Here is a 21,666-nt window from a genome sequence, read left to right on the forward strand (position 1 = left end):
GCCTGACGTACGCTGGCCTGATGCCCGAGCTCGCCGCACCGCTGGTCGAGTGGTACGGCCGGAACGCCCGAGACCTCCCCTGGCGGCGCGAGGGGTTCGGTGCGTGGGGAACGCTCGTGAGCGAGTTCATGCTGCAGCAGACGCCCGTCGCCCGTGTCATCCCGCACCTCGAGGCGTGGCTCGCCCGGTGGCCGACTCCCGGTGCGCTCGCGGCCGACGCCCCGGCCGAGGCCGTGCGGCAGTGGGCCAACCTCGGTTACCCCCGCCGCGCGCTCTGGCTGCACCGCGCCGCGACGGAGATCCGCGACCGCCACGCAGACGTCGTGCCCCGCGACGTCGACGCTCTGCTCGCCCTCACCGGGATCGGCGACTATACCGCCCGGGCCGTCGCGGTCTTCGCCTACGGCGACCGCCATCCCGTCGTCGATACGAACACGCGCCGCGTGCTCGCGCGAGCCGTCGCCGGCCGAGCCCAGCCGGGCCCGCCGTCGCGGCGCGACCTCGTCGACATGGCCGCGATCCTCCCCGACGACGTCGAGGCCGCCGCCGTCGTCAACGCGGCGGCGATGGAACTCGGCGCGACCGTCTGCACCGCCCGCGCGCCCCGCTGCGAAGCGTGCCCTCTCGCCGACATCTGCCGCTGGCGCGCCGACGGCTACCCCGACACCGGCGACACCCGCCGCCGCCAGGCGAAGTACGAGGGAAGCGACCGTCAGGCACGAGGGGCGGTGATGCGGATGCTGCGCGACGCCGCGCCCTCGGCGGTGCCCCACGAGGCGATCATCGCCGACTGGCCCGATCCACGGCAGCGGGACCGCGCCATAGACTCGCTCGTCGTCGACGGCCTCGTCGAAGCATCCGACGGTCTTCTGCACCTGCCCCGCGGCTGAACCGGCCCGGAAACACGATTCCCCTGTCTCGAACGGTGGGTATCAGCCGCCGAACGTGACAGGGGAATCGTCGTGAGACGCGCTCAGTCCTCGTCGTCGTCCTCGCGCGGCTTGACGTAGGGATCGGACTCGCCCGCGTAGGCCGCACCGGCTGCGATACCGGCGACGGCGGCATCGCGCTCGGCCGCCTCACGGAGGAGGTCGGCGATGTTGCCGGCGTTCTCGGGGATCGCGTCGGCGATGAACTCGAGCGTCGGGGTCAGTCGGATGTTGAGCTGCTTGCCGACCTCGGCGCGGAGCAGCCCGGTCGCGGACTTCAGGGCAGCGCCCGTGTCAGCGCGCTCCTCGGGGGTGCCGAGGACCGTGTAGAACACGGATGCGTGCTGGAGGTCGCCGGTCACCCGGACGTCGGTGATCGTGACGAAACCGAGGCGCGGGTCGCGAAGACCCTTCTCGAGCCTCTCGGCCACGAGCACCTTGATGCGGTCTGCCAAGCGCGCTTGACGCTCTCCAGCCATGTTCTTCCTTCTCTCAATTATCCCAGCGAGCGATGAGTCGAGGGAGGCCGGCGGAAACCGGAGGCTGCGAGTGTCTCCTCCTGAGCATCGGGGTAGGGGCCCCGCTCTGCGATGGAGGAGACACTCGCTGCCGGAGGTTGTAGCCGGCCGGAGTGACGCAGGATCAGCCTCGCGGCTTCTCCACCATTTCCGTGGTCTCGATCTCGTCACCGATCTGGATGTCGTTGAACTTGCCGAGACCGATACCGGCCTCGAAGTCCGTACGAACCTCGGTGACGTCGTCCTTGAAGCGGCGCAGCGACTCGATCGCGAGGCCGTCGGCCAGCACGACACCGTCGCGGATGACGCGAGCCTTGGCGTTTCGCGTGATCGTTCCCGATCGCACGATGACACCGGCGATGTTGCCGACCTTGGAGGAGCGGAACACCTCGCGGATCTCGGCGACACCCGACTGCACCTCTTCGAACTCCGGCTTGAGCAGGCCCTTGAGCGACTGCTCGACGTCGTCGATCGCGTTGTAGATGACGGAGTAGAACCGGGTGTCGACACCCTCGCGGGCGGCGCGCTCACGGGCCTTGGTGTCGGGACGCACGTTGAACCCGATGATGATCGCGTTGTCGATCGTGGCGAGGTTCACGTCGGACTCGGTGATGGCTCCGACGCCGCGGTGGATGATCCGCAGCTGCACGCTGTCGTCGACCTCGATCTTGAGCAGCGACTCCTCGAGCGCCTCCACGGCACCCGACACGTCGCCCTTGATGATGAGGTTGAGCGACTCGACCTTGCCCTCTTCGAGCGCACGGGTGAAGTCCTCGAGCGAGATGCGCTTGCGGGCCTTGGCCAGCTGGGCGTTGCGCTCTGCCGCTTCACGCTTCTCGGCGATCTGACGGGCCAGGCGGTCTTCCTCGGTCACGATGAACGTGTCGCCGGCGCGGGGCACGGAGTTCAGACCCTGCACCTGCACGGGGCGCGACGGCCACGCCTCGAGCACGGCCTCGCCGTTCTCGTCGGCCATGGCGCGGACGCGTCCGTACGCCGTTCCGGCGACGATCGCGTCGCCGACGCGCAGCGTTCCGGACTGGATGAGCACGGTGGCCACCGAACCGCGGCCCTTGTCGAGCTTCGCTTCGATCGCGACACCACGGGCGGCCTTGTTCGGGTTCGCCGTGAGGTCGAGTCCCGCGTCAGCCGTCAGCAGCACGGCGTCGAGGAGGTCCTGGATGCCGATGTTGTTGCGCGCCGACACGTCGACGAACATGACGTCTCCGCCGTACTCCTCGGCGACGAGGCCGTACTCGGTCAGCTGCTGACGCACCTTGGCCGGGTTGGAGTCGGGCTTGTCGATCTTGTTCACCGCGACCACGATCGGCACGTTGGCCGCCTGGGCGTGGTTGAGCGCCTCCACCGTCTGGGGCATGATGCCGTCGTCGGCGGCGACCACGAGGATCGCGAGGTCGGTCACCTGCGCACCACGTGCACGCATGGCGGTGAACGCCTCGTGACCCGGGGTGTCGATGAAGGTGATCGCGCGCTCGATGCCCTCGTGCTCGGTCCAGACCTGGTAGGCACCGATGTGCTGCGTGATGCCGCCGGCCTCGCCCGCGACCACGTTGGTCTGGCGGATGGCGTCGAGCAGTCGGGTCTTACCGTGGTCGACGTGACCCATGACGGTGACGACCGGGGGCCGGATCTCGAGGTCGTCTTCGCTCTCGGCCTCGAGTTCTGCGTCGAGGTCGAGACCGAAGCCCTCGAGGAGCTCTTTGTCCTCGTCCTCGGGCGAGACCATCTGGATGTTGTAGCCGAGCTCGCCGCCGAGCACCTCGAAGGTGGCCTCGTCGAGCGACTCGGTCGCGGTGGCCATCTCGCCCAGGTTGAACAGGATGGTCACGAGCGTGCCGGGCTGAACCGTGTAACCGGTCAGGGCCTCGATCTTGTCGGCGAAGTCGGAGATCGACGCGCCGCGACGCATGCGGATGATCTCGCCGTTGCCCTTGGTGACGTTGACGCCGCCGACGACCGGCGCCGACCGCATCTCGAATTCCTGCCGCTTCGCCCTACGCGACTTGCGCTGCTTGGACTTGCCGCCACCCTTGCCGAAGGCACCCGCGGTACCGCCGCCGGGGCCGCGGCCACGGCCGCCACCACCGCCGGGACGGCCGGCGAAGCCGCCGCCCGCCGGTGCGCCGGGACGGGAGAACCCGCCGCCACCGGCACCGCCGGGACGACCGGGACCGCCGGGACGCTGCTGGAACGGAGCGCCGGGACGACCGCCACCACCGGGACGACCCGCACCGCCGGGACGCGGAGCGCCCGGTCGGGGGGCACCGGGACGCGGCGCCTGCGGGCGGGGGATGTTGCCGGGGGTCGGCGACGGGCGCTGACCCATGCCCTGCGCCGACGCGAACGGGTTGTTGCCCGGACGCGGACCGGCCGGGCGCTGACCCATGCCCTGCGCCGACGCGAAGGGGTTGTTACCCGGACGCGGGGCGCCACCGGGACGCGGCGCCTGCGGGGCGCCGGCGGCCGGAGCCGGGCGCGGGGCACCGGGGGTGTCGGAGGACGCCGCGGGGGTGGATGCTTCGGACGCCTCGGGCGCGGCGGGTGCTGCCGGTGCCGGGACGGAGGGAGCGGGAGCGGCGACCTCGGGGGCGGCGGGTGCTGCCGGTGCCGGGGTCGGAGCGGGGGCGGGGGCCGGAGCCGGACGCGCGGGACCGGGCTTGGCCGCCGGGGCGGCGGGCCGGGCCGGGCCGGGTCGACCGGCTGCGGGGCGCGGCGAAGCCGCGGGGGCGGCCGGCGCCGATGCGCCCGCCGATGCGGAACCGTCGGCCTCGAGGGCCGCACGGAGCTTGCGAGCCACGGGGGGCTCGATCGTCGAGGACGGGCTCTTGACGAACTCGCCGAGTTCCTTGAGCTTCGCGAGGGCGATCTTACTGTCGACGCCGAGCTCGGAAGCGATCTCGTGTACGCGTGGTTTTGCCACAATTCTCCTGTCAGGGGGCCTACCCCGGACAGGGCAGACCGTTAGATGCGGACGGGTCTCATTTCGAGCCGTTCACTTTGAGTCCATAGCCGTTCAGCCGTTTCGCTGGAGGGATTCTTCGAAGGTCTGCGTGTCGAGAGGACCCGACACACGTAATGCTCGCACGAATGCGCGGCGCCGCAGGGCGAGCTCCACGCACGTGTGCGTCTCATGAACCCACGCGCCACGCCCCGGGAGACAGGCCCGATCGTCGCGGACGAGGACCGAACCGTCGGCCACGACTCGCAGGAGCGTGGACCGTGGTGCGCGCGCACGACATGCGACGCACGTTCGTACGGGTTCCATTCTACACCTCGGGCGCGTCGTAGCCGATCGTGGGCTGGGCGATCAGTCGTCTTCCAGGATGCTGTCGGGCTGGATATCGATCTTGGCGCCGGTGAGCTTGGCGGCGAGGCGGGCGTTCTGGCCCTCCTTGCCGATCGCCAACGACAGCTGGTAGTCGGGCACGAGCGCCCGGACGGCCTTGGTCGAGGCGTCGAGGATGAAGCTCGAGGTCACCTTCGCGGGCGAGAGGGCGTTGCCGACGAACCGGGCGAGCTCGGCGTCGTAGTCGACGATGTCGATCTTCTCGCCTCCGAGCTCCTCGGTCACGGCGCGGACACGGCGGCCCAACTCGCCGATGCAGGCGCCCTTGGCGTTGATGGTGGGGTCGGTCGCCTGCACCGCGATCTTGGTGCGGTGCCCCGCCTCGCGGGCGAGGGAGATGATCTCGACGAGACCCGATGCGATCTCGGGCACCTCGAGCGCGAACAGCTTGCGAACGAGGCCCGGGTGGGTCCGCGAGACGGTGATCGACGGGCCCTTGGTTCCCTTCGACACCGACGTCACGTAGACGCGCAGGCGCGAACCGTGCGAGTAGTTCTCCCCCGGCACCTGCTCCTCGGGGGGAAGGATGGCCTCGATGGTGCCGAGGTCGACGTGCACCATCCGAGGGTTGGGCCCCTGCTGCACGACACCGGCGACGATGTCGCCCTCTTTGCCCTTGAACTCGCCCAGCACCGCGTCGTCGGCGATGTCGCGCAGGCGCTGGCTGATGACCTGCTTGGCGGCGAAGGCGGCGATGCGCCCGAAGTCCTCGGGATGCTGCTCCTCCTCGCCGATGACGACGTCCTCGTCATCGAGCACGGGAGCGAAGATCGCGACGTGGCCCGTCTTGCGGTCGAGCTGCACGCGCGCGCCCGCAGGCACTTCGCCGTTCTCGGACGTGTGGCGGCCGTAGGCGGTGAGGATGGCCGATTCGATGATCCGGACGAGTTCGTCGAAGGGGATCTCCTTCTCGCGTTCGACCGTCTTCAACAGACCGAGATCGATGTCCACAATGGGGCCCTCCGTATTCAGCTCTCATCGGCGCGATCGCGCGTCGACATTCCCCCTACATTACCGGACGGTCCGCGCCGCCGGTGGTGCAGCGCCCACTGGCCTACGGTGGTCGCATGCCGTCCTCCCCGCGTTCCGCCGCCGCGTCGGCGCAGTCGTCCTCCGCCTTCCGCGCGCTCGCGCGCGCCGGCTTCGTCGCCAACGGTCTCGTGCACGTCCTCCTCGGCGCCCTCGTGGTGACGGTCGCGTTCGGCGGCGATGAGCAGACCGATCAGTCCGGCGCGTTCGAGGCGATCGCGGCGGCTCCCTTCGGCGCCGTCCTGCTGTGGGCGTGCGCCGCGGCGCTCTGGGCGCTGGGCGCCTGGCGAGCGGTCGAGGCGTTCGTCGCGCGCGGCACGAGCGGCGCCGATCGCGCGAAGCGGGCGGTGAAGCAGGGCGCCCGAGCGATCACCTATCTCGCGGTGGGCGGCATCGCCGCATCCGTCGCTCTCGGCGCCCGGTCGCAGGGCGATCAGAGCGCGCAGAATGCCAGCAGCAGTGTGCTCTCGCTGCCCGGCGGACCGTTTCTTCTCGCAGCGGTCGGGATCATCGTCGCGGCCGTCGGCGTCGGGTTCGTCGTCATCGGCGCACGACGCTCGTTCCGCAAGAAGATCTCCACGCCCGGGGGCACGCTCGGAACGGCCCTCGTCGTCCTCGGCACCGTCGGATACATCGCGAAGGGCATCGCTCTGGCCACGGTGGGAATCCTCGTCGTCGTCGCCGCCGTCACGGTCGACCCCTCCGCCTCGGGGGGACTCGACGCCGCGGTGAGCGCGCTGCTGCAGACCCCGGCCGGACCGTGGTTGGGCGGCGCGGTAGGAGTCGGCTTCATCGCCTACGGGCTCTTCACCATCCTTCGCGCGAAGTACGCCCGGCTCGACGCCTGACCCGCCTCAGTCGAGGTCGGGGTCGCGCCCGGTACGGACACCGGTCTCGAGTCGATCGATCGCCGCCACGTCGTCGGCGTCCAGCACGAAGTCGAACACGTCGGCGTTCTCTCGCAGACGCTCCGGTGACGTCGATTTCGGGAAGAGCACCAGCCCGCGGTCGAGGTGCCAGCGGATGACGACCTGAGCCGGGGTCTTGTCGTGGTGCTGGGCTATGGAGCGCAGGGCGGGTTCGTCGAGCAGACCGCCGCGGGCCAGGGGCGCCCACGCCTCGGTGACGATGCCGTGGCCCGCATTCCATTCCTGGAGATGACGCTGCGGGAATCGGGGGTGCAGCTCGATCTGGTTGACGACCGGACGCACCCCGGTCTCGGCGACGAGCCGATCGATGTGATGCGGGTGGAAGTTGCTGACTCCGATCGACCTCGCCCGCCCCTCGGTGGCGAGCTTCACCAGTGCCCGCCAGGTGTCGACGTAGCGGTCCTGACTGGGCACGGGCCAATGGATGAGGTAGAGGTCGACCTCGTCGAGCCCGAGTCGGTCCAGGCTCGCGTCGAAGGCGCGCAGCGTGGAGTCGTATCCCTGGTCGTCGTTCCACACCTTGGTCGTGACGAAGACGTCGTCGCGGTCGAGGCCGCTGCGGCGCAGGCCCTCCCCCACCTCGGCCTCGTTGCCGTAGAGGGCCGCGGTGTCGACATGCCGGTAGCCGTCGGCGAGCGCACCCGCCACGAGGTCGGCCGTCCGTTCGGCCGGCACCTTGTACGTGCCGACGCCGAGCTGAGGGATGCTGCGGCCGTCTGCCAGCGGGATGAGCGGGACCTGGATCATCCGTCCACGCTAATCCCGTAAGCATCCAGACGCGATTCATAGCTCGTTCATCTCGCGAATATAGCTCGGCCCCTCACGCCGACGAGCCTTCGGAGGTACTCAGAACGCGCCTGTCCCCGGTCGGGAGAGCGTTCGATCCGTTCCCGAGAAGGAGACCTCGTGGCCACCACCACATCCCGTCCGATGCGCCGCGTCGCGCATCGCTGTCTGGCTGCCACAGCCACCGCCGGCCTGGCCGCCGGACTGCTGACCGCCGTGGCAGCACCCGCCGCAACGGCGGCGCCCACCACCGATGACCTCGCCTCGCGGTTCACCCTGGCGGTGCTCCCCGACACGCAGTTCTACTCGCGCTACTCATCCGACCAGTTCTTCCCCCGCTACGGCACCGACCCCTTCGCCGAGCAGACGAAGTGGATCGCGGAGCACGCGGACGAACTCAACATCCCCTTCACGGCGCACCTCGGCGACATCGTCGACCGCGCGGGCACGCAGCGCGAGTGGGAGGCCGCCGATCGAGCGATGAAGACGCTGGACGACGCCGACCTCCCCTACTCGATCCTCCCCGGCAACCACGATGTCCGCGACAGCGGCAAGTGGGACAACGAGCTGGATGCCGCCAACGAGCCGTTCAACCGCTGGTTCGGCGCGACGCGCGCCGCGCTGCAGTCGACCTACGAGGGATCGGACCCGACCGGGCTGAGCCAGTACCACATCTTCGAGGCCGAGGGACAGCAGTTCATGTCGCTCGCGCTGTCGTGGCGCCCCTCCGACCAGACCCTCGCCTGGGCGCAGAGCGTGATCGACGCACACCCCACCGTCCCGGTGATCCTGACGAACCACGCGCTCCTCAACGTCGCGGCCGACCAGACGTCGCCGCTGGAGACCGGGGACAGCGAGCGGATGTGGGAGAAGCTCATCAAGAGCAACGACCAGATCTTCATGACGCTGAACGGACACTTCCACGGCGCGACCCGCCAGGTGAAGACCAACGACTTCGGTCACCCGGTCCACCAGATCCTCATGGACTACCAGATGGCGTACGAGGGCGGCAACGGCTACCTCGGCCTGTTCGAGTTCGACCTCACCAACGACACCATCTCGCTCGAGACCGCGTCGCCCTGGGTCACGTTCAAGCCGCAGGAGACGCTCACCTCGTACGACCAGCCGCTGCTGGACGGCGTCCACCAGCGCTACACGCTCGACATGGACTTCAGCGAGCGTTTCGCCGGCTTCGCGCCGACCTTCACCGCCGGGACGCCCGATGAGCCGTCGCTGAGCGCGGCGGCCCGCGGCATCCTGCTCGACGGCTTCGAAGGTCCCGACGCGATCACGACCGAGCTGCCCGGTAACGAGCTCGACTTCGTCGAGGTCGACGGCACGCTCGCCCACTGGCGCTTCAACGGCAACGAGGGCGTCGTCGACGCCGACACCGTGATCGAAGACGTCGCGGGCGACAATGACCTCACCCGTCCGGACCCGGCCACCACCAACTCCGTCGGAACCACGTGGGAGGACCTCACGGTCGAGAACACCGATGTCCACGGGTTCTCCTCCGACGGGGCTGCGGCGTGCTTCGACAACTCGTCGGGCTCGCGCTACAGCTACCTCACCACGGCGGCGGACGCGGCGATCAACGACGCCGACCTCTCCAACGGCTACACCATCGAGACCTTCGTCAAGATGGACGCCGACTGGACCGCCGCGAGCAACCAGTGGTCGAAGTTCCTCACGCGCACCGGCAACCGCTCGCAGATCGGCGTGCCGCGCACGCAGTGGGACTGGACGGCCTCGCCGAGCGCGCTGGGCATCTCGAACCTGCGCGAGTTCCAGTGGACCAGCCTCGACAAGAATGCGGCGCTCGGCGACCGCACGAACTGGTCGGGCGAGATCATGGTCGACAACTGGTCGCACGTCGCGGTCGTGAACGACCCCACGTCGCGCACCACGACCATGTACGTCGACGGCGCCCCGGTGCTGCGCAACGCGACGAACGTCGGCGGCATGGCCTGGCACGAGGGGTACTCCTGGATCCTCGGCTCGGACTGGGTCGACAACGCCGCGCGTAACGGGTGGCACGGCTGCGTCGGCGAGACCCGCATCATCGACCACGCGACGACGCCCGACCAGTGGTTGACCCAGCGCGCCGACCTCACCGCTCTGACCATCGACCAGGCGCCCGAGGGCACTCTCGCCGCCGACACGTCCTCGGTCCGCTTCGCGGGCACGGGCTTCCCGGGTGCCGAGGTTCGTCTTGCTCCCGCCGCCGGATCGTCCAGCGAGATCGCGCCGGCCCAGACCGTCGTCCTCGCCGACGGCACCTGGGAGCTGGAGGTGTCCGACGGTATCGCCGCCGGTCAGCACGACCTCGAGATCGCCCAGGCGCTCGGCAGCCGTTCGGCCGAACCCCGTCAGGTGAGCTTCGCCGTCGAGGCGGCGCCCGCCCTCGATGTCACCGCCACCACCGGCACGCGCACCCTCGCCGGCAAGAAGTACCTGTCGGTCGTGGTGACCAACAACGAGTCGGTCAACGTCGACATCACGATCCAGACCGCGTACGGCACGAAGACCTTCACCGCCGTCAAGCCCGGCGCATCGGCGAACGTGTCGCTGAACTCCCGCCTGGCCGCGCTTCCCGCCGGTGAGGCGACGGTCACCGTGACCGGCGTCGTTGGCGGAGCACCCGTCACCCTCACCCGGACCGTGGCCTACGCCGCGTCCTGACCCCTGGCCCCGGGGTCGGCGTTCCCGACGCCGACCCCGGGGCGCTCCCTCCCGCCCCCATCCGGGCGGCAACCTCGCACCCTCAAGGAGAAACCAGACATGAACACCTCCCGCGCGCTGCGCTGCAGCATCATCGCCTTCGGCGCCGTTCTGCTCGTCTCGGTCGGTACGGCCGCCGCGTCGGCCGATGAGACGAACATGGGCGACCAGGACATCGACGTCAACGTCGAGATCACCGAGATCGAGGAGCCCGGCGTCCTCGCTCTGACCGTCGCGGGCTCCGCGTCGACCCAACTGACCGAGAGCGGCTCGACCGAGCTGGTCCGTCAGTTCACCGGCACGCTTCCCACGGTCACGGTGACCGACACCCGCACCGAGGAGGAGATCCCCGCCGGTGCGAGCTGGTACGTCCTCGGCTCGGCGAGCGACTTCACCGGCCCCGGCGAGACCACGATCACCGCCGACCACCTCGGCTGGACGCCGGCGCTGGTCGAGGGGGCCGGCGAGGGCGAACCGTTCATCTCGGTCGGTGGCGACGTCCTCGGCGCCGAGGACGGCGGGCTCGGTCTCGGGAACGTCGAGAAGGAGCTGCTGTTCCTCGGCGACTCGGCCGAAGCGGCCAGCGGAGCCTGGAGCGCGACGGCCGGCCTGCAGCTCAAGGTCGGCGCCGATGTCGAGCCCGGCTCTTACGCCTCGGTCGTGACCCTGTCGCTGTTCGAGTAACCACTCATGGCGAGGCCGGGGAGTTCCGCTTCCCGGCCTCGCCGTCTCATCCTGACGCGTCTCCATCGGCGCGTCGCGAGGTCTTCCCATGAACGCACTGTGGACGCACGCCGCCGCCTCCGCACTCTCGGCGATTCTGCTCCTCTCCCCTTCCGCCGTCGCGGGCGTCGCGCCGGCGGCCGCACCCTCGTCGGTGCCGTCGACGCCCTCGCCGGGCACCGTCGAATCGAACGTGACCTGGTCGGTGCGCCCGGGAGACTCCGCCGGGCCCGACGGTCGCTCGTGGGTGGAGTGGGAGACGGACCCCGGCCAGACCCGGACCGAACACCTGGTCGTGTCGAACTTCGGCGACCGCGAAGTGGAGTTCCGCTTGACCGCCGCCGACGGCTACTTCACCGACACCGGGCGCTTCAGCATGCTCCCCTCCGACCAGGAGTCCGCCGAGGCCGGCACCTGGATCACGCTCCCCGAGTCGGTCGTCGTGCCCGCAGGAGGGGCGGAGATCGTGCCCTTCAGCATCCGTGTGCCCGCGGATGCATCGCCCGGCGATCACCCCGCCGGCGTCGCCGCCAGCATCCTCTCCTCCGGCACGGGAGCGGTCGGCGTCGAGTCGCGCGTCGGATTCCGCGTCATGACGCGCGTGACCGGTGAACTGCGCGCGGAACTCGCCACCGCGGTGACCGGCTCCTATACCGGCTCGGTCAACCCGTTCGATCCGGGGCGCCTCGAGCTGACGTATGCGATCACCAACAGCGGCAACACGCGCGTTCGCACGCACCCCACCGTCTCTCTCGCCGGGCCCTTCGGCCTGACGGCCAGCGAGCGCAGCGGCGAGGAGATCGTCGACATCGCGCCGGGTGAGACCCGCACGGGCACGCTCGAGGTGTCGGGAGCCTGGCCGCTGTTCTGGTACGACGCGCGTGTGACGGCGACACCGATCGCGGTCACGGAAGACCTGACCGTCGAGGGCGCGCGGACCACCTCGAGCTCCGTGGGCATCGCTGCCCTGCCCCTCTCGCAGCTCGTGACCCTGATCGCGGCGCTCGGGCTCCTCGCCTGGTTCCTCCGGCAGCGCCGCCGGGAGCGGGCGAAGACCGCACGCCTCATCGAGGAGGCGCGCGCCGAGGGACGGGCAGCATCCGCCCGGCCGCGCCTCGGCGGCGACGCCGGCCCCCGCGCGGCGGAGGCACAGTCCGAAGCCCCGCCGCAGGACGAGGCGCCGACCGGCGGCCCGCGGGTGCCGCTGCGCCGCCGCGACGCGCGACCGTCCGCGCGGCTCGTCGCGGGTCTGCTGATCGGCGCGGCGACACTCGCCGGTGCGGGTTTCTCGACGGGCGACGCTCAGGCGGCCACGACGCGGGAGCTCACCGGTGTGGACGTTCGCGTCGAGATCACTCCCGCCCCGGACCCCGGGGCCACCAGCGAGCCCACGCCGACCCCTCAGCCCTCGAGCACGATGCCGACCACGGGGCCGGGAGGCGCGACCCCGCTGCCGCCCACCGGCGGCGGGATCGATGCCGGACTGCTCGCGCTGGGCGGAATCCTGGTGGCGGGCGGGATCGCCGCCGGAGTGGCCGTGCGCGCGCGCCGACGCTGATCGGCGCGGCGCCGCCCCGAGGAGCGGGTCAGGCCGTGAGGCGCGCGACGGCTTCGGCCGCCGGCACCACCTCTCGGTCGCCGGTGCGACGATCCCAGAGCTCGACCTCGCCGTCGGCGGCGCCGCGTCCGACGATCACGATGCGCGGCACGCCCACGAGCTCGGCGTCACCGAACTTGACGCCGGGAGAGACCTTCGGGCGGTCGTCGTAGAGCACGTCGAACCCGGATGCTTCCAGGTCGGCCGACAGCGACGCGGCGAGCTCGAAGGCGGCAGCATCGCGCCCGGTGGCGACCACGTGCACGTCGAACGGCGTGACGGACGCCGGCCAGATGAGGCCCTTGTCGTCGTTGTTGAGCTCGGCGATGTTGGCGAGGATGCGGGTGACGCCGATGCCGTAGGAGCCCATGGTGACGGTGACGAGCTTGCCGTTCTCGTCGAGCACCTTCAGGCCGAGCGCCTCGGCGTACTTGCGACCGAGCTGGAACACGTGCCCGATCTCCATACCGCGGGCAAGACTCACCGGGCCCGAACCGTCGGGCGCCGGGTCGCCCTCGCGGACGGTGGCGACCTCGATGAAGCCGTCGGCGGTGAAGTCGCGACCGGCGACGAGGGAGTGCACGTGCTTCTGATCGATGTTGGCGCCGGTGATCCACGACGTGCCGTCGACGACGCGCGGGTCGAGGAAGTAGCGGATGCCGGTGGCCGATTCCTCGCCGAGGATCGGGCCCGTCTCGGACCACGGTCCGATGTACCCCTTCACCAGGAGCGGGTTGCGCTCGAAGTCCTCCGCCGTGGCGGCTTCGACCGCGGCGGGCGCGAAGGCGACCTCGACGCGCTTGTCGTCGACGTCGCGGTCTCCGGGGAGCCCGACGGCGACGACCTCGCGGGTGCCGTCGAGGTGGGTGAGGGCGAGCACGACGTTCTTGAGCGTGTCGGCGGCCGTGTAGTCGCCGTCGAGCGTCGCGTTCGCGTGGTCGACGAGCGTCTGGATGGTCGGGGTGTTCGGCGAATCGAAGATGACGGGTGCGGGGAGGCCGTCGAAGGCGATCGGCTCGGGAACGACGGTCGTGAACGCCTCGACGTTCGCCGCGTACCCACCCTCCGAGCGCACGAAGGTGTCTTCGCCGATCGCGGTCGGGTGCAGGAACTCCTCGGACTTCGATCCACCCATCGCGCCGGCGTCGGCCGCGACGATGACGTACTCGAGCCCGAGCCGCTGGAAGATGCGTTCGTAGGCGTCGCGCTGAGCCTGGTACGACGCATCGAGACCTGCGTCACTCGCGTCGAACGAGTAGGCGTCCTTCATCGTGAACTCGCGCCCGCGCAGCAGGCCGGCGCGCGGCCGGGCCTCGTCGCGATACTTGTCCTGGATCTGGTAGATCGTCAGCGGCAGGTCTTTGTAGGAGTTGTAGAGGTCTTTCACGAGCAGCGTGAAGACCTCTTCGTGCGTGGGCGCGAGGAGATAGTCGGCACCCTTGCGGTCTTTCAGACGGAACATGCCGTCGCCGTACTCCTCCCACCGGCCCGAGAGCTCGTAGGGCTCGCGCGGCAGGAGCGCCGGGAAGTGCACCTCATAGGCGCCGGCATTCGCCATCTCGTCACGGATGATCGCCTCGATCTTCGCCTTCACCCGCAGTCCGAGCGGCAGCCAGGCGAAGATGCCCGGCGCCTGGCGGCGGATGTATCCCGCCCGCACCAGCAGTCGGTGACTGGGAACCTCGGCATCAGCCGGGTCTTCGCGGAGCGTGCGGAGGAAGTAATGCGACAGACGTGTGACCACGGTTCGAGTTTACGGGCGCCGGATGCTGCGCCTCACCCGCCTGTCGCATCGTTCCGTGCGGCTCAGCTCCCGACGGTGTCGATGATGGCGCTCGCCACCTCTGCCGCGACTCTGGAGCGATCGTTCTCCGGCACACTGATCGGCATCGTGTACCTGACCCAGTTGCCATCCGCAAGGACGTCGACGATGCAGGCGTTGAGTTCATCAGGCTGGCACAGAGCTGTCGCCGCGTCCGTCGGCGCAGAACCGGGCAGTGGGATCTGCTCTCCCGAGACCGCCTCCCGATAGGCCCACTCGCCGCCGGGAAGCCATGTCACGGATCCGTAGTCCGCGGCAGTCCACAGGTCGGCGCCGCCCTCGCGGTAGAAGCAGGGCGTCGCACCCCAGAAATCCGAGATCATCCACGCCTTGATGCTCCAACCGCCGTCGGGATTGCCGGTCTCGATCCCCGAGACCCCGAGGATCGCCTCGAGACGAGTGGTCGGCAGAACCGCCGAGCAATCGCCGGAGACGGGGCTGGTTCCCGTGGGCGGCGTCCACGAGCGAGGAGAGATCTGCGAGCCGCGCACACGCTCACGAACGGCTTCGACCGCGGTTGAGCCTGCCGCTGTCTGCAGCGCCGGATCGTCGAAGCCGGTGCGGGGTTGCCCGACGACCTCGACGAATGCGCCGTCGAACAATTCGCACGGGGAGCCCCCTTCGCAGGAGTCACCGCTTCCGAGCGTTTGCTGCCGGTCTTCCACGGCACCGGCGGCGTCGGGAACGAGTGTGACAGTGGCCCACCCCGTGCTCCCCATGCCCGACGTGCCGTATTCGCAGTACAGCGCGCCTGCCTGCGCAAAGGCGAACTGAGCCGGCCCGGCGACCCAACTCGCCCCACCCGCCGACCGTGGCAGGGCGGACGCAACGGGTGGCACCTGGCCGTCGAAGAACACCGCGACGTCTGCCGCAACGTCGTCGCAATCGAAAGCAAACCGCGACGACGGCGCAGTGACGACCCGCTCGGGAGGTGCGGCCGTCGCCGTCGGGGTGAGCGACGGCGTCGCGCTGCGCGTGGCGGTCGGTGTCGGCGTGGACGTCGGCGTCGAAATCGGTTCGGTCGCTTCCCCCATCCGCAGGACGTTGGCCGCGCCGATCGCCGTGCCGGCGAGCCCGGCGACGAGCACGACGGCCACCGTGGAGGTGATGATCGCACGCCGGTGCGCGCCGGCGGGCTTGATGCGCTTCGTTCCGGCCATCAGGCGCGAACGCATCGCATCGTGCTCGGCAGCGCTCAGCTGGTCGTCGTTCATGCCCATGACGCCTCCAATGACGTGATCTCGTCGCGCAGCTTCGACTTCGCGCGCGAGAGGCGGGATTTGACGGTCCCTGCCGGGATCCCGAGCACCGCAGCGGCGTCACGCTCGGAGTACCCCTCGAGCACGGTCAGGACGAGCACGCTCTGCTCCTTCGCCGGCAGCCGCTTCAACGCCGCCAGCACACCGCTCTCGTCGTGAGCGCCGGGGTGCTGCACGTCGCGGATCGGCGCGCGCTCCAGGAGAGCGGCGTACCGGCGTCCCGAGCGCTGGAGGTTGCGCGCGCTGTGAGCGACGGTGTTGAGCAGCCACGGCAGCGGCGACCCGTCGACGAGGCGCACCGATGCACGCTTGCGCCACAGCTCGAAGAACGCGATGGTCACCGCATCCTTCGCATCCTCCCGCGACGACAGCAGACGCAGGGCGTGCCGGAACAGCCGCCCCTCGTGCCGGTCGAAGAGGGCGGCGAGGGCGGCATCGTCTCCGTCGCGGACTCTCGTCCACAACGCGGCGTCGTCTGTATCCACACTTCCTAGTGTCCGCGAACCGCGAAATGGTTCACGACGGTCGGGGCCCGATGATCACAGATGGGTATCGACGCCGTACGGGTGCGGAAGGACGCTCTCGCTCCGGGCTCATGGACGACACAGGAGGAGCCCGTTCCCGGCGATGCCTGCGGAGGAGCGGCCTAGCCTGGAGTGATGACAACCGTGCTGCTCACCGGCTTCGAGCCCTTCGCGGGTGACGCGACGAACCCCTCGGGCGACGCCGTCCGAACCGTCGCTGAACGGTGGACGGGAGCGGAAACACTGGTGACCGAGGTACTGCCCGTGACCTTCGCCGGTGCCGCCGAACGCCTCAGGGTGCTGATCGCCGAGCACTCCCCCGATGTCGTCATCGCCACAGGGCTCGCGGGAAACCGTGCGCAGGTGACACCGGAGCGCGTCGCGATCAACCTCGCCGACGCCCGAATCCCCGACAACGCGGGCGCGCAGCCGCTCGATGAGCCATCCGTGCCGGGATCACCGGCCGCCTATTTCGCGACGCTGCCCGTCAAGGCGATCGCCGCGGCCATCGCCGATGCGGGGATACCCGCATCGGTCTCGCACTCCGCCGGAACCTTCGTCTGCAACCACGTCATGTTCACCGCCCTCGACGCCGTCGCCTCGCAGCACGGCGTGAGAGCGGGCTTCGTGCACGTGCCGTGGGCGGCAGAGACCGCACCGGAGGGCGCACCCGCCCTGCCTCTCGCAGAGATCGTGCAGTCGCTCGAGGTCGCCGTGCGCGTCGCGGTGGACGCGCGCGGCGATGCGCGCATCACCGGGGGCACGCTCGACTGAGATCGGGCACTGCCGCAGCATCCGACCCTGCCAGCGCCGTGTCGCGAGCGGAGGAGAAGTCACGGGCGGAGGACCCGAGGCGGCTCGCTCCTCCTCCCCCGGTGAGATGTCCTCCACCGGTGACGCGGATGCTGCGTCAGCGACGCCCGACGTGCAGCACGGCGCGCACGATCAGCCCGGCGGCGAGCGCCCAGAACGCCGCGCTCACCCCCGCGATCGCGATGCCGGATGCGGCGACGAGGAAGGTGACGACGGCCGGCACCCGCTCGCCCGGGTCGTCGATCGCCTGCTGGATCGCCGAACCGAACGCCCCGAACAGCGCCAGGCCCGCGACGGCCGGGATGACCCCGACGGGGGCGAGCAGCACGAGAGCGGCGAACGCGGCGGAGAGCGCACCGAGCACCAGGTACGAACCCCCCGCGGAGACACCCGCGACCCACCGGCGCGTCGGGTCGGGGTGGGAGTCGGGGCCGGCGGCGATCGCCGCGCTGATCGCGCCGAGGTTGACGGCGTGCCCGCCGGCGGTCGCGGCGGCTGCCGTACCGAGACCCGTGACGAGCATCGCCGGCCGCCACGGGATCTCGTAGCCGAAGCTGCGCATGACCGCCACGCCCGGCACGTTCTGCGACGCCATCGTCACCACGAAGAGCGGAAGCCCGATGCCGATGACGGCGCCCACGGTGAAGGTCGGAGCGGTGAACTCCAGTCGCGGCAGGAGCGCCGCAGCATCCGTCCCCACTCCGGTGCGTGCGAGCTCGACCGCGACCACCACGATCGCGGCCACGAAGGCCAGGGGCACCGCCCAGCGCGGCAGCAGCCGCGAGAAGACGAGCCACACGACGATCACCGGCGCCACGCCCCAGGGGTTGGCGACCAGGCCGCCGAACGGCGCGACGCACAACGGCAGCAGCACTCCGGCGAGCATCGCCTGGGCGATCGACGGGGGGATGCGGGCGATGAGCGCGCCGATCGGCGGGAACAGCGCGGTGAGCAGGATCAGCGCCGCCGCGACGAGGAACCCGCCGACGGCGGCCGACCATCCGCCCTCGACCGCGCCGGTCGCCGCGAGGAGGGCGACGCCGGGTGTCGACCAGGCGATCGTGATCGGCATGCGGAAGCGCCAGGCCATCACGATGCAGCCCAGCCCCGCCGCGAGGGTGACGGCGAGCAGACCGCTGGCCGCCTGTCCCGGCGTCGCGCCGACCGCGCGAAGCCCGGTGAGCACCACCGCGAACGTGCTCGTGAACCCGACGAGGGCGGTCACGACACCCGCGATGATGGGTCGCGACAACGAGGCGGTGGGCGGGGCGGACGGCGTCGACGACGCGGCGGACGGTGGCACGGCGGACATGAGGTCGAACGCTACCGCACCGGATCCTTCCGCCGACAACCCGGCGTCGCCGCCGAAGTGTCGACGAAAGTCGTCAGGCCGTGATGACCTGCGCGGTTCCGATCTGGGCGTCGGGGCCCATCTCGGCGGCCATGCGGTTGGCCTCCTCGATGAGGGTCTTGACGATGTCGGCCTCGGGCACGGTCTTGATGACCTGGCCCTTGACGAAGATCTGCCCCTTGCCGTTGCCGGAGGCGACTCCGAGGTCGGCCTCGCGCGCCTCACCGGGACCGTTGACGACGCAACCCATGACGGCCACGCGCAGCGGCACGGTCATGTCTTTGAGCCCCTCGGTCACGTCGTCGGCGAGCGTGTACACGTCGACCTGGGCGCGCCCACAGGACGGGCACGAGACGATCTCGAGCTTGCGCTCGCGCAGGTTGAGCGACTGCAGGATCTGGTGACCGACCTTGACCTCTTCGGCCGGCGGCGCCGACAGCGACACGCGGATGGTGTCGCCGATGCCCTCGGAGAGCAGGATGCCGAAAGCGGTGGCCGACTTGATCGTGCCCTGGAACGCGGGGCCCGCCTCGGTCACGCCGAGGTGCAGCGGCCAGTCGCCCATCTGAGCGAGCAGACGGTAGGCCTGCACCATGATCACCGGGTCGTTGTGCTTGACCGAGATCTTGAAGTCGTGGAAGTCGTGCTCCTCGAACAGGCTGGCCTCCCAGCGCGCGCTCTCGGCGAGCGCCTCAGGGGTGGCCTTGCCGTACTTCTCGAGCAGACGGGGGTCGAGCGATCCGGCGTTGACGCCGATCCGCAGTGACACGCCCGCGGCCTTCGCGGCCGCGGCGATCGAACCGACCTGGTCGTCGAACTTGCGGATGTTGCCCGGGTTGACGCGCACCGCGGCGCACCCGGCGTCTATCGCCTGGAAGACGTACTTCGGCTGGAAGTGGATGTCGGCGATGACGGGGATCTGGCTCTTCTTCGCGATGATGTGCAGCACGTCGGCGTCGTCCTGCGACGGCACGGCGACGCGCACGATCTCGCAGCCGGATGCTGTCAGCTCGGCGATCTGCTGCAGCGTGGCGTTGATGTTCGTGGTCGGTGTCGTCGTCATCGATTGGACGCTGACGGGAGCGTCACCGCCGACGAGGACCTTACCGACCTTGATCTGACGGCTCTTCCGGCGGGGGGCGAGAACCTGGGCGACTCGCGGCATCCCTAAATTGACTGCAGGCACGTGCCCAGCCTACGCCGGGCGACCTGCGAAGAGGCCGAAGCCGGTGTGGTACGTTCGGCGCATGTCCGCGAACCGCTCCTGGTGGCCCACCGTTTAGGCGGTGGGCGTTCGCACGTTGACAGACCGCCCGCGAGGCGGTCTTTTTCGTTAGGCAGCCGCGTCGGGCGACCGCCCCTTCCGACGAAAGACCGACCATGACCGGCCCCGCACCCCTCTCCCGCCTGCACGCCCTCGCCGCGGGAACCGAGCCGTTCGCGCTGATCGCGCGCGACGGCCGCACCGTCGAGATCCTCACCGGCGACGTCGTCGACGTCTCGCTCCTCGCCGACATCCCGCTCACCGACACCGACGGGACCGCTCGCGAGATCCTCGCCCTCGTCCCGTACCGCCAGGTCGTCGAGCGCGGCTTCGTCTGCCGCGACGACGACGCGCCGCTGCGGTGCCTGGTCGTCGACGAGCACGTGGCGGTGACGCGCGACGAAGCTCTGGCCGCGCTGCCGTCCGAACCCGTGCCGTTCGAGGATGCCGGGTTCGACATCGCCGACGAGGAGTACGCCGACATCGTCCGGCGGGTGATCTCCGACGAGATCGGCCGCGGCGAGGGCGCGAACTTCGTGATCCGTCGCGACTTCACCGCCCGGGTCACCGCCGACGAGCGCACGGCCGCGCTGACCTGGTTCCGCGCCCTGCTCGAGCACGAACGCGGCGCCTACTGGACCTTCGCCGTCATCACCCCCGGTCTCGTCGCCGTCGGAGCGAGCCCCGAGGCGCACGTGATCGCCCGCGAGGGCGTCGTGACGATGAACCCGATCTCGGGCACCTTCCGCCACCCCGCGGGGGGCGCGACGGCCGAGACCCTGAGCGAATTCCTCTCCTCGACGAAGGAGACCGAGGAGCTCTTCATGGTCGTCGACGAAGAGCTCAAGATGATGAGCGCCGTCTGCTCCGACGGCGGACGCATCACCGGGCCGCATCTCAAGGAGATGTCGCGCCTGACCCACACCGAGTACGTGCTGCGCGGGCGCAGTCGCCTCGACCCCCGCGACATCCTGCGCGAGACCATGTTCGCCCCCACCGTGACCGGGTCGCCGATGCAGAACGCCTGCGCCGTGATCGCGCGCCACGAGCGAGGGCCTCGCGGGTACTACTCCGGCGTCGCCGCCCTCTTCACACCCTCCGCGACGAAGGACGACGGCGCCACCCACGATCTCGACGCGCCCATCCTCATCCGCACCGCCTATCTGTCCGACGGGCAGCTGCGGGTGCCGGTCGGCGCCACCCTCGTCCGCCACTCCGACCCCGACGGCGAGGTCGGCGAGACGCACGGGAAGGCCGCGGGCGTGCTGGGAGCCATCGGCGCGATCGCTCGCGACGTGCCCGTGGCGCAGCATCCGACCGCCGACCCCGACTCCCCCGCCGCCGTCGAGCGCCCCTCTCTCGCGGACGACCCCGCGGTGGCCGAGCTGCTGTCGTCGCGGAACTCCCGGCTCGCACCGTTCTGGATGAACCCGCAGGAGAGCGAGGTCGTCGGTCCCTTCGCCGGACGGCGTGCCCTCGTCGTCGATGCGGAGGACCGCTTCACCACGATGCTCGCCCATCAACTGCGCCACCTCGGTCTCGAGGTCGACATCGCGCCCTGGGCCGACGTCACCGACGCGCAGATCGACGACGCCGAGCTCGTCGTGTCCGGCCCCGGTCCCGGTGACCCCCGCGACACCTCCAGCGCGCGCATCCGCCGGATGCGCGAGGTGGTGGAGCGCCGACGCGAGGCGGGCACCCCCCTCCTCGCCGTCTGCCTGAGCCACCAGATCCTCGCCGACTCGTTCGGCCTCGACCTCGCTCCGCTGGAGCGCCCGCACCAGGGCCTGCAGAAGACCGTCGACGTCTTCGGCGAGGAGGCGTCGATCGGCTTCTACAACACGTTCACCGCTCGACGGTCGGATGCTGCGCGCACGGGTGACGTCGAGATCGCGGCCGATCCGGTCACGGGCGACGTGTACGCGCTGCGCGGGGCGGGTTTCGCGTCGGTGCAGGGGCACCTCGAGTCGATCCTGTCGCGCGACGGCATGCGCACCCTCGAGAGGCTGGTCGCCCAGGCTCTCGCCTGAGCTG

The 21,666-nt window shown here is 70.4% G+C and carries 17 protein-coding genes; 7 read left to right on the forward strand and 10 right to left on the reverse strand.

The features are described from left to right. The first annotated feature begins 20 nt into the window (after window positions 1–20). Entirely contained in the window at window positions 21–890 is an 870-nt protein-coding gene (locus ABTU82_RS14270) for an HhH-GPD family protein (protein ID WP_407173910.1), read from the forward strand. An 83-nt stretch (window positions 891–973) separates the two neighbouring features. Here the strand turns inward: ABTU82_RS14270 and rbfA are convergent, their stop codons facing one another. The 4 genes from rbfA to nusA form a co-directional block, all read right to left on the reverse strand. Then, window positions 974–1,408: a 30S ribosome-binding factor RbfA gene (gene rbfA / locus ABTU82_RS14275; protein WP_116647389.1), complete on the reverse strand. Its 435-nt coding sequence runs from the start codon at window positions 1,406–1,408 to the stop codon at window positions 974–976. Between the two features lie 163 nt (window positions 1,409–1,571). Continuing rightward, window positions 1,572–4,388 (reverse strand): translation initiation factor IF-2, encoded by a 2,817-nt coding sequence (gene infB, locus ABTU82_RS14280; protein WP_407173911.1) that lies wholly within the window; start codon window positions 4,386–4,388, stop codon window positions 1,572–1,574. Between the two features lie 93 nt (window positions 4,389–4,481). After that, the gene (locus ABTU82_RS14285; protein ID WP_116647391.1) at window positions 4,482–4,733 is read right to left on the reverse strand and encodes a YlxR family protein; all 252 of its coding nucleotides are present in this window, start codon (window positions 4,731–4,733) and stop codon (window positions 4,482–4,484) included. A gap of 42 nt (window positions 4,734–4,775) precedes the next feature. Further along, a complete protein-coding gene (gene nusA / locus ABTU82_RS14290) occupies window positions 4,776–5,765 on the reverse strand; it encodes a transcription termination factor NusA (protein WP_116647392.1) in 990 nt (329 codons plus the stop codon). A gap of 116 nt (window positions 5,766–5,881) precedes the next feature. Between nusA and ABTU82_RS14295 the strand changes: the two genes are divergently transcribed. Then, the gene (locus ABTU82_RS14295; protein WP_116647393.1) at window positions 5,882–6,691 is read left to right on the forward strand and encodes a DUF1206 domain-containing protein; all 810 of its coding nucleotides are present in this window, start codon (window positions 5,882–5,884) and stop codon (window positions 6,689–6,691) included. 6 nt (window positions 6,692–6,697) lie between these two features. Here the strand turns inward: ABTU82_RS14295 and ABTU82_RS14300 are convergent, their stop codons facing one another. Further along, on the reverse strand, window positions 6,698–7,519 hold the full coding sequence (locus ABTU82_RS14300) for an aldo/keto reductase (RefSeq protein WP_407173912.1): 822 nt from the start codon (window positions 7,517–7,519) through the stop codon (window positions 6,698–6,700). 159 nt (window positions 7,520–7,678) lie between these two features. Here ABTU82_RS14300 and ABTU82_RS14305 point away from each other — a divergent pair, with 159 nt between their 5' ends. The 3 genes from ABTU82_RS14305 to ABTU82_RS14315 all read left to right on the forward strand — a co-directional run bounded on the left by ABTU82_RS14305 (window position 7,679) and on the right by ABTU82_RS14315 (window position 12,560). Beyond that, window positions 7,679–10,240: a metallophosphoesterase gene (locus tag ABTU82_RS14305; RefSeq protein WP_407173913.1), complete on the forward strand. Its 2,562-nt coding sequence runs from the start codon at window positions 7,679–7,681 to the stop codon at window positions 10,238–10,240. A gap of 99 nt (window positions 10,241–10,339) precedes the next feature. Next, a complete protein-coding gene (locus ABTU82_RS14310) occupies window positions 10,340–10,963 on the forward strand; it encodes a hypothetical protein (RefSeq protein WP_407173914.1) in 624 nt (207 codons plus the stop codon). A gap of 88 nt (window positions 10,964–11,051) precedes the next feature. Continuing rightward, window positions 11,052–12,560 (forward strand): COG1470 family protein, encoded by a 1,509-nt coding sequence (locus ABTU82_RS14315; protein ID WP_407173915.1) that lies wholly within the window; start codon window positions 11,052–11,054, stop codon window positions 12,558–12,560. Window positions 12,561–12,588: 28 nt separating this feature from the next. Here ABTU82_RS14315 and ABTU82_RS14320 read toward each other — a convergent pair whose 3' ends face one another. The 3 genes from ABTU82_RS14320 to ABTU82_RS14330 form a co-directional block, all read right to left on the reverse strand. Beyond that, entirely contained in the window at window positions 12,589–14,343 is a 1,755-nt protein-coding gene (locus tag ABTU82_RS14320; protein ID WP_407173916.1) for a proline--tRNA ligase, read from the reverse strand. 62 nt (window positions 14,344–14,405) lie between these two features. Further along, window positions 14,406–15,635: a hypothetical protein gene (locus ABTU82_RS14325; protein ID WP_407173917.1), complete on the reverse strand. Its 1,230-nt coding sequence runs from the start codon at window positions 15,633–15,635 to the stop codon at window positions 14,406–14,408. Continuing rightward, on the reverse strand, window positions 15,632–16,165 hold the full coding sequence (locus ABTU82_RS14330) for an RNA polymerase sigma factor (RefSeq protein WP_116647399.1): 534 nt from the start codon (window positions 16,163–16,165) through the stop codon (window positions 15,632–15,634). The genes ABTU82_RS14325 and ABTU82_RS14330 overlap by 4 nt, the downstream gene beginning before the upstream one ends. A gap of 174 nt (window positions 16,166–16,339) precedes the next feature. Between ABTU82_RS14330 and pcp the strand changes: the two genes are divergently transcribed. Further along, window positions 16,340–16,978, forward strand: a complete 639-nt coding sequence (pcp, locus tag ABTU82_RS14335) for a pyroglutamyl-peptidase I (protein WP_205781239.1) — start codon at window positions 16,340–16,342, stop codon at window positions 16,976–16,978. Between the two features lie 136 nt (window positions 16,979–17,114). Here the strand turns inward: pcp and ABTU82_RS14340 are convergent, their stop codons facing one another. Continuing rightward, window positions 17,115–18,329 (reverse strand): benzoate/H(+) symporter BenE family transporter, encoded by a 1,215-nt coding sequence (locus ABTU82_RS14340; RefSeq protein ID WP_407173918.1) that lies wholly within the window; start codon window positions 18,327–18,329, stop codon window positions 17,115–17,117. Window positions 18,330–18,402: 73 nt separating this feature from the next. Further along, window positions 18,403–19,554 carry a flavodoxin-dependent (E)-4-hydroxy-3-methylbut-2-enyl-diphosphate synthase gene (ispG, locus tag ABTU82_RS14345; protein ID WP_187266800.1) on the reverse strand — a complete coding sequence of 384 codons (1,152 nt, stop codon included), beginning with the start codon at window positions 19,552–19,554 and terminating at the stop codon, window positions 18,403–18,405. A gap of 194 nt (window positions 19,555–19,748) precedes the next feature. Here ispG and ABTU82_RS14350 point away from each other — a divergent pair, with 194 nt between their 5' ends. After that, window positions 19,749–21,662 carry a chorismate-binding protein gene (locus ABTU82_RS14350; RefSeq protein WP_407173919.1) on the forward strand — a complete coding sequence of 638 codons (1,914 nt, stop codon included), beginning with the start codon at window positions 19,749–19,751 and terminating at the stop codon, window positions 21,660–21,662. Window positions 21,663–21,666 lie beyond the last annotated feature (4 nt).

It is taken from the genome of Microbacterium deferens, assembly GCF_045517775.1.
In the GTDB taxonomy this organism is placed as follows: Bacteria; Actinomycetota; Actinomycetes; order Actinomycetales; family Microbacteriaceae; genus Microbacterium.

Excerpts from the sequence above, each read along its gene's own strand:
- ABTU82_RS14270 (WP_407173910.1), top strand. The coding sequence starts at position 21 with ATGCCCGAGCTCGCCGCACCGCTGGTCGAGTGGTACGGCCGGAACGCC.
- rbfA (WP_116647389.1), bottom strand. The coding sequence starts at position 1,408 with ATGGCTGGAGAGCGTCAAGCGCGCTTGGCAGACCGCATCAAGGTGCTC.
- ABTU82_RS14285 (WP_116647391.1), bottom strand. The coding sequence starts at position 4,733 with ATGGAACCCGTACGAACGTGCGTCGCATGTCGTGCGCGCGCACCACGG.
- ABTU82_RS14295 (WP_116647393.1), top strand. The coding sequence starts at position 5,882 with ATGCCGTCCTCCCCGCGTTCCGCCGCCGCGTCGGCGCAGTCGTCCTCC.
- ABTU82_RS14300 (WP_407173912.1), bottom strand. The coding sequence starts at position 7,519 with ATGATCCAGGTCCCGCTCATCCCGCTGGCAGACGGCCGCAGCATCCCT.
- ABTU82_RS14310 (WP_407173914.1), top strand. The coding sequence starts at position 10,340 with ATGAACACCTCCCGCGCGCTGCGCTGCAGCATCATCGCCTTCGGCGCC.
- ABTU82_RS14315 (WP_407173915.1), top strand. The coding sequence starts at position 11,052 with ATGAACGCACTGTGGACGCACGCCGCCGCCTCCGCACTCTCGGCGATT.
- ABTU82_RS14325 (WP_407173917.1), bottom strand. The coding sequence starts at position 15,635 with ATGAACGACGACCAGCTGAGCGCTGCCGAGCACGATGCGATGCGTTCG.
- pcp (WP_205781239.1), top strand. The coding sequence starts at position 16,340 with ATGACAACCGTGCTGCTCACCGGCTTCGAGCCCTTCGCGGGTGACGCG.
- ABTU82_RS14340 (WP_407173918.1), bottom strand. The coding sequence starts at position 18,329 with ATGTCCGCCGTGCCACCGTCCGCCGCGTCGTCGACGCCGTCCGCCCCG.
- ABTU82_RS14350 (WP_407173919.1), top strand. The coding sequence starts at position 19,749 with ATGACCGGCCCCGCACCCCTCTCCCGCCTGCACGCCCTCGCCGCGGGA.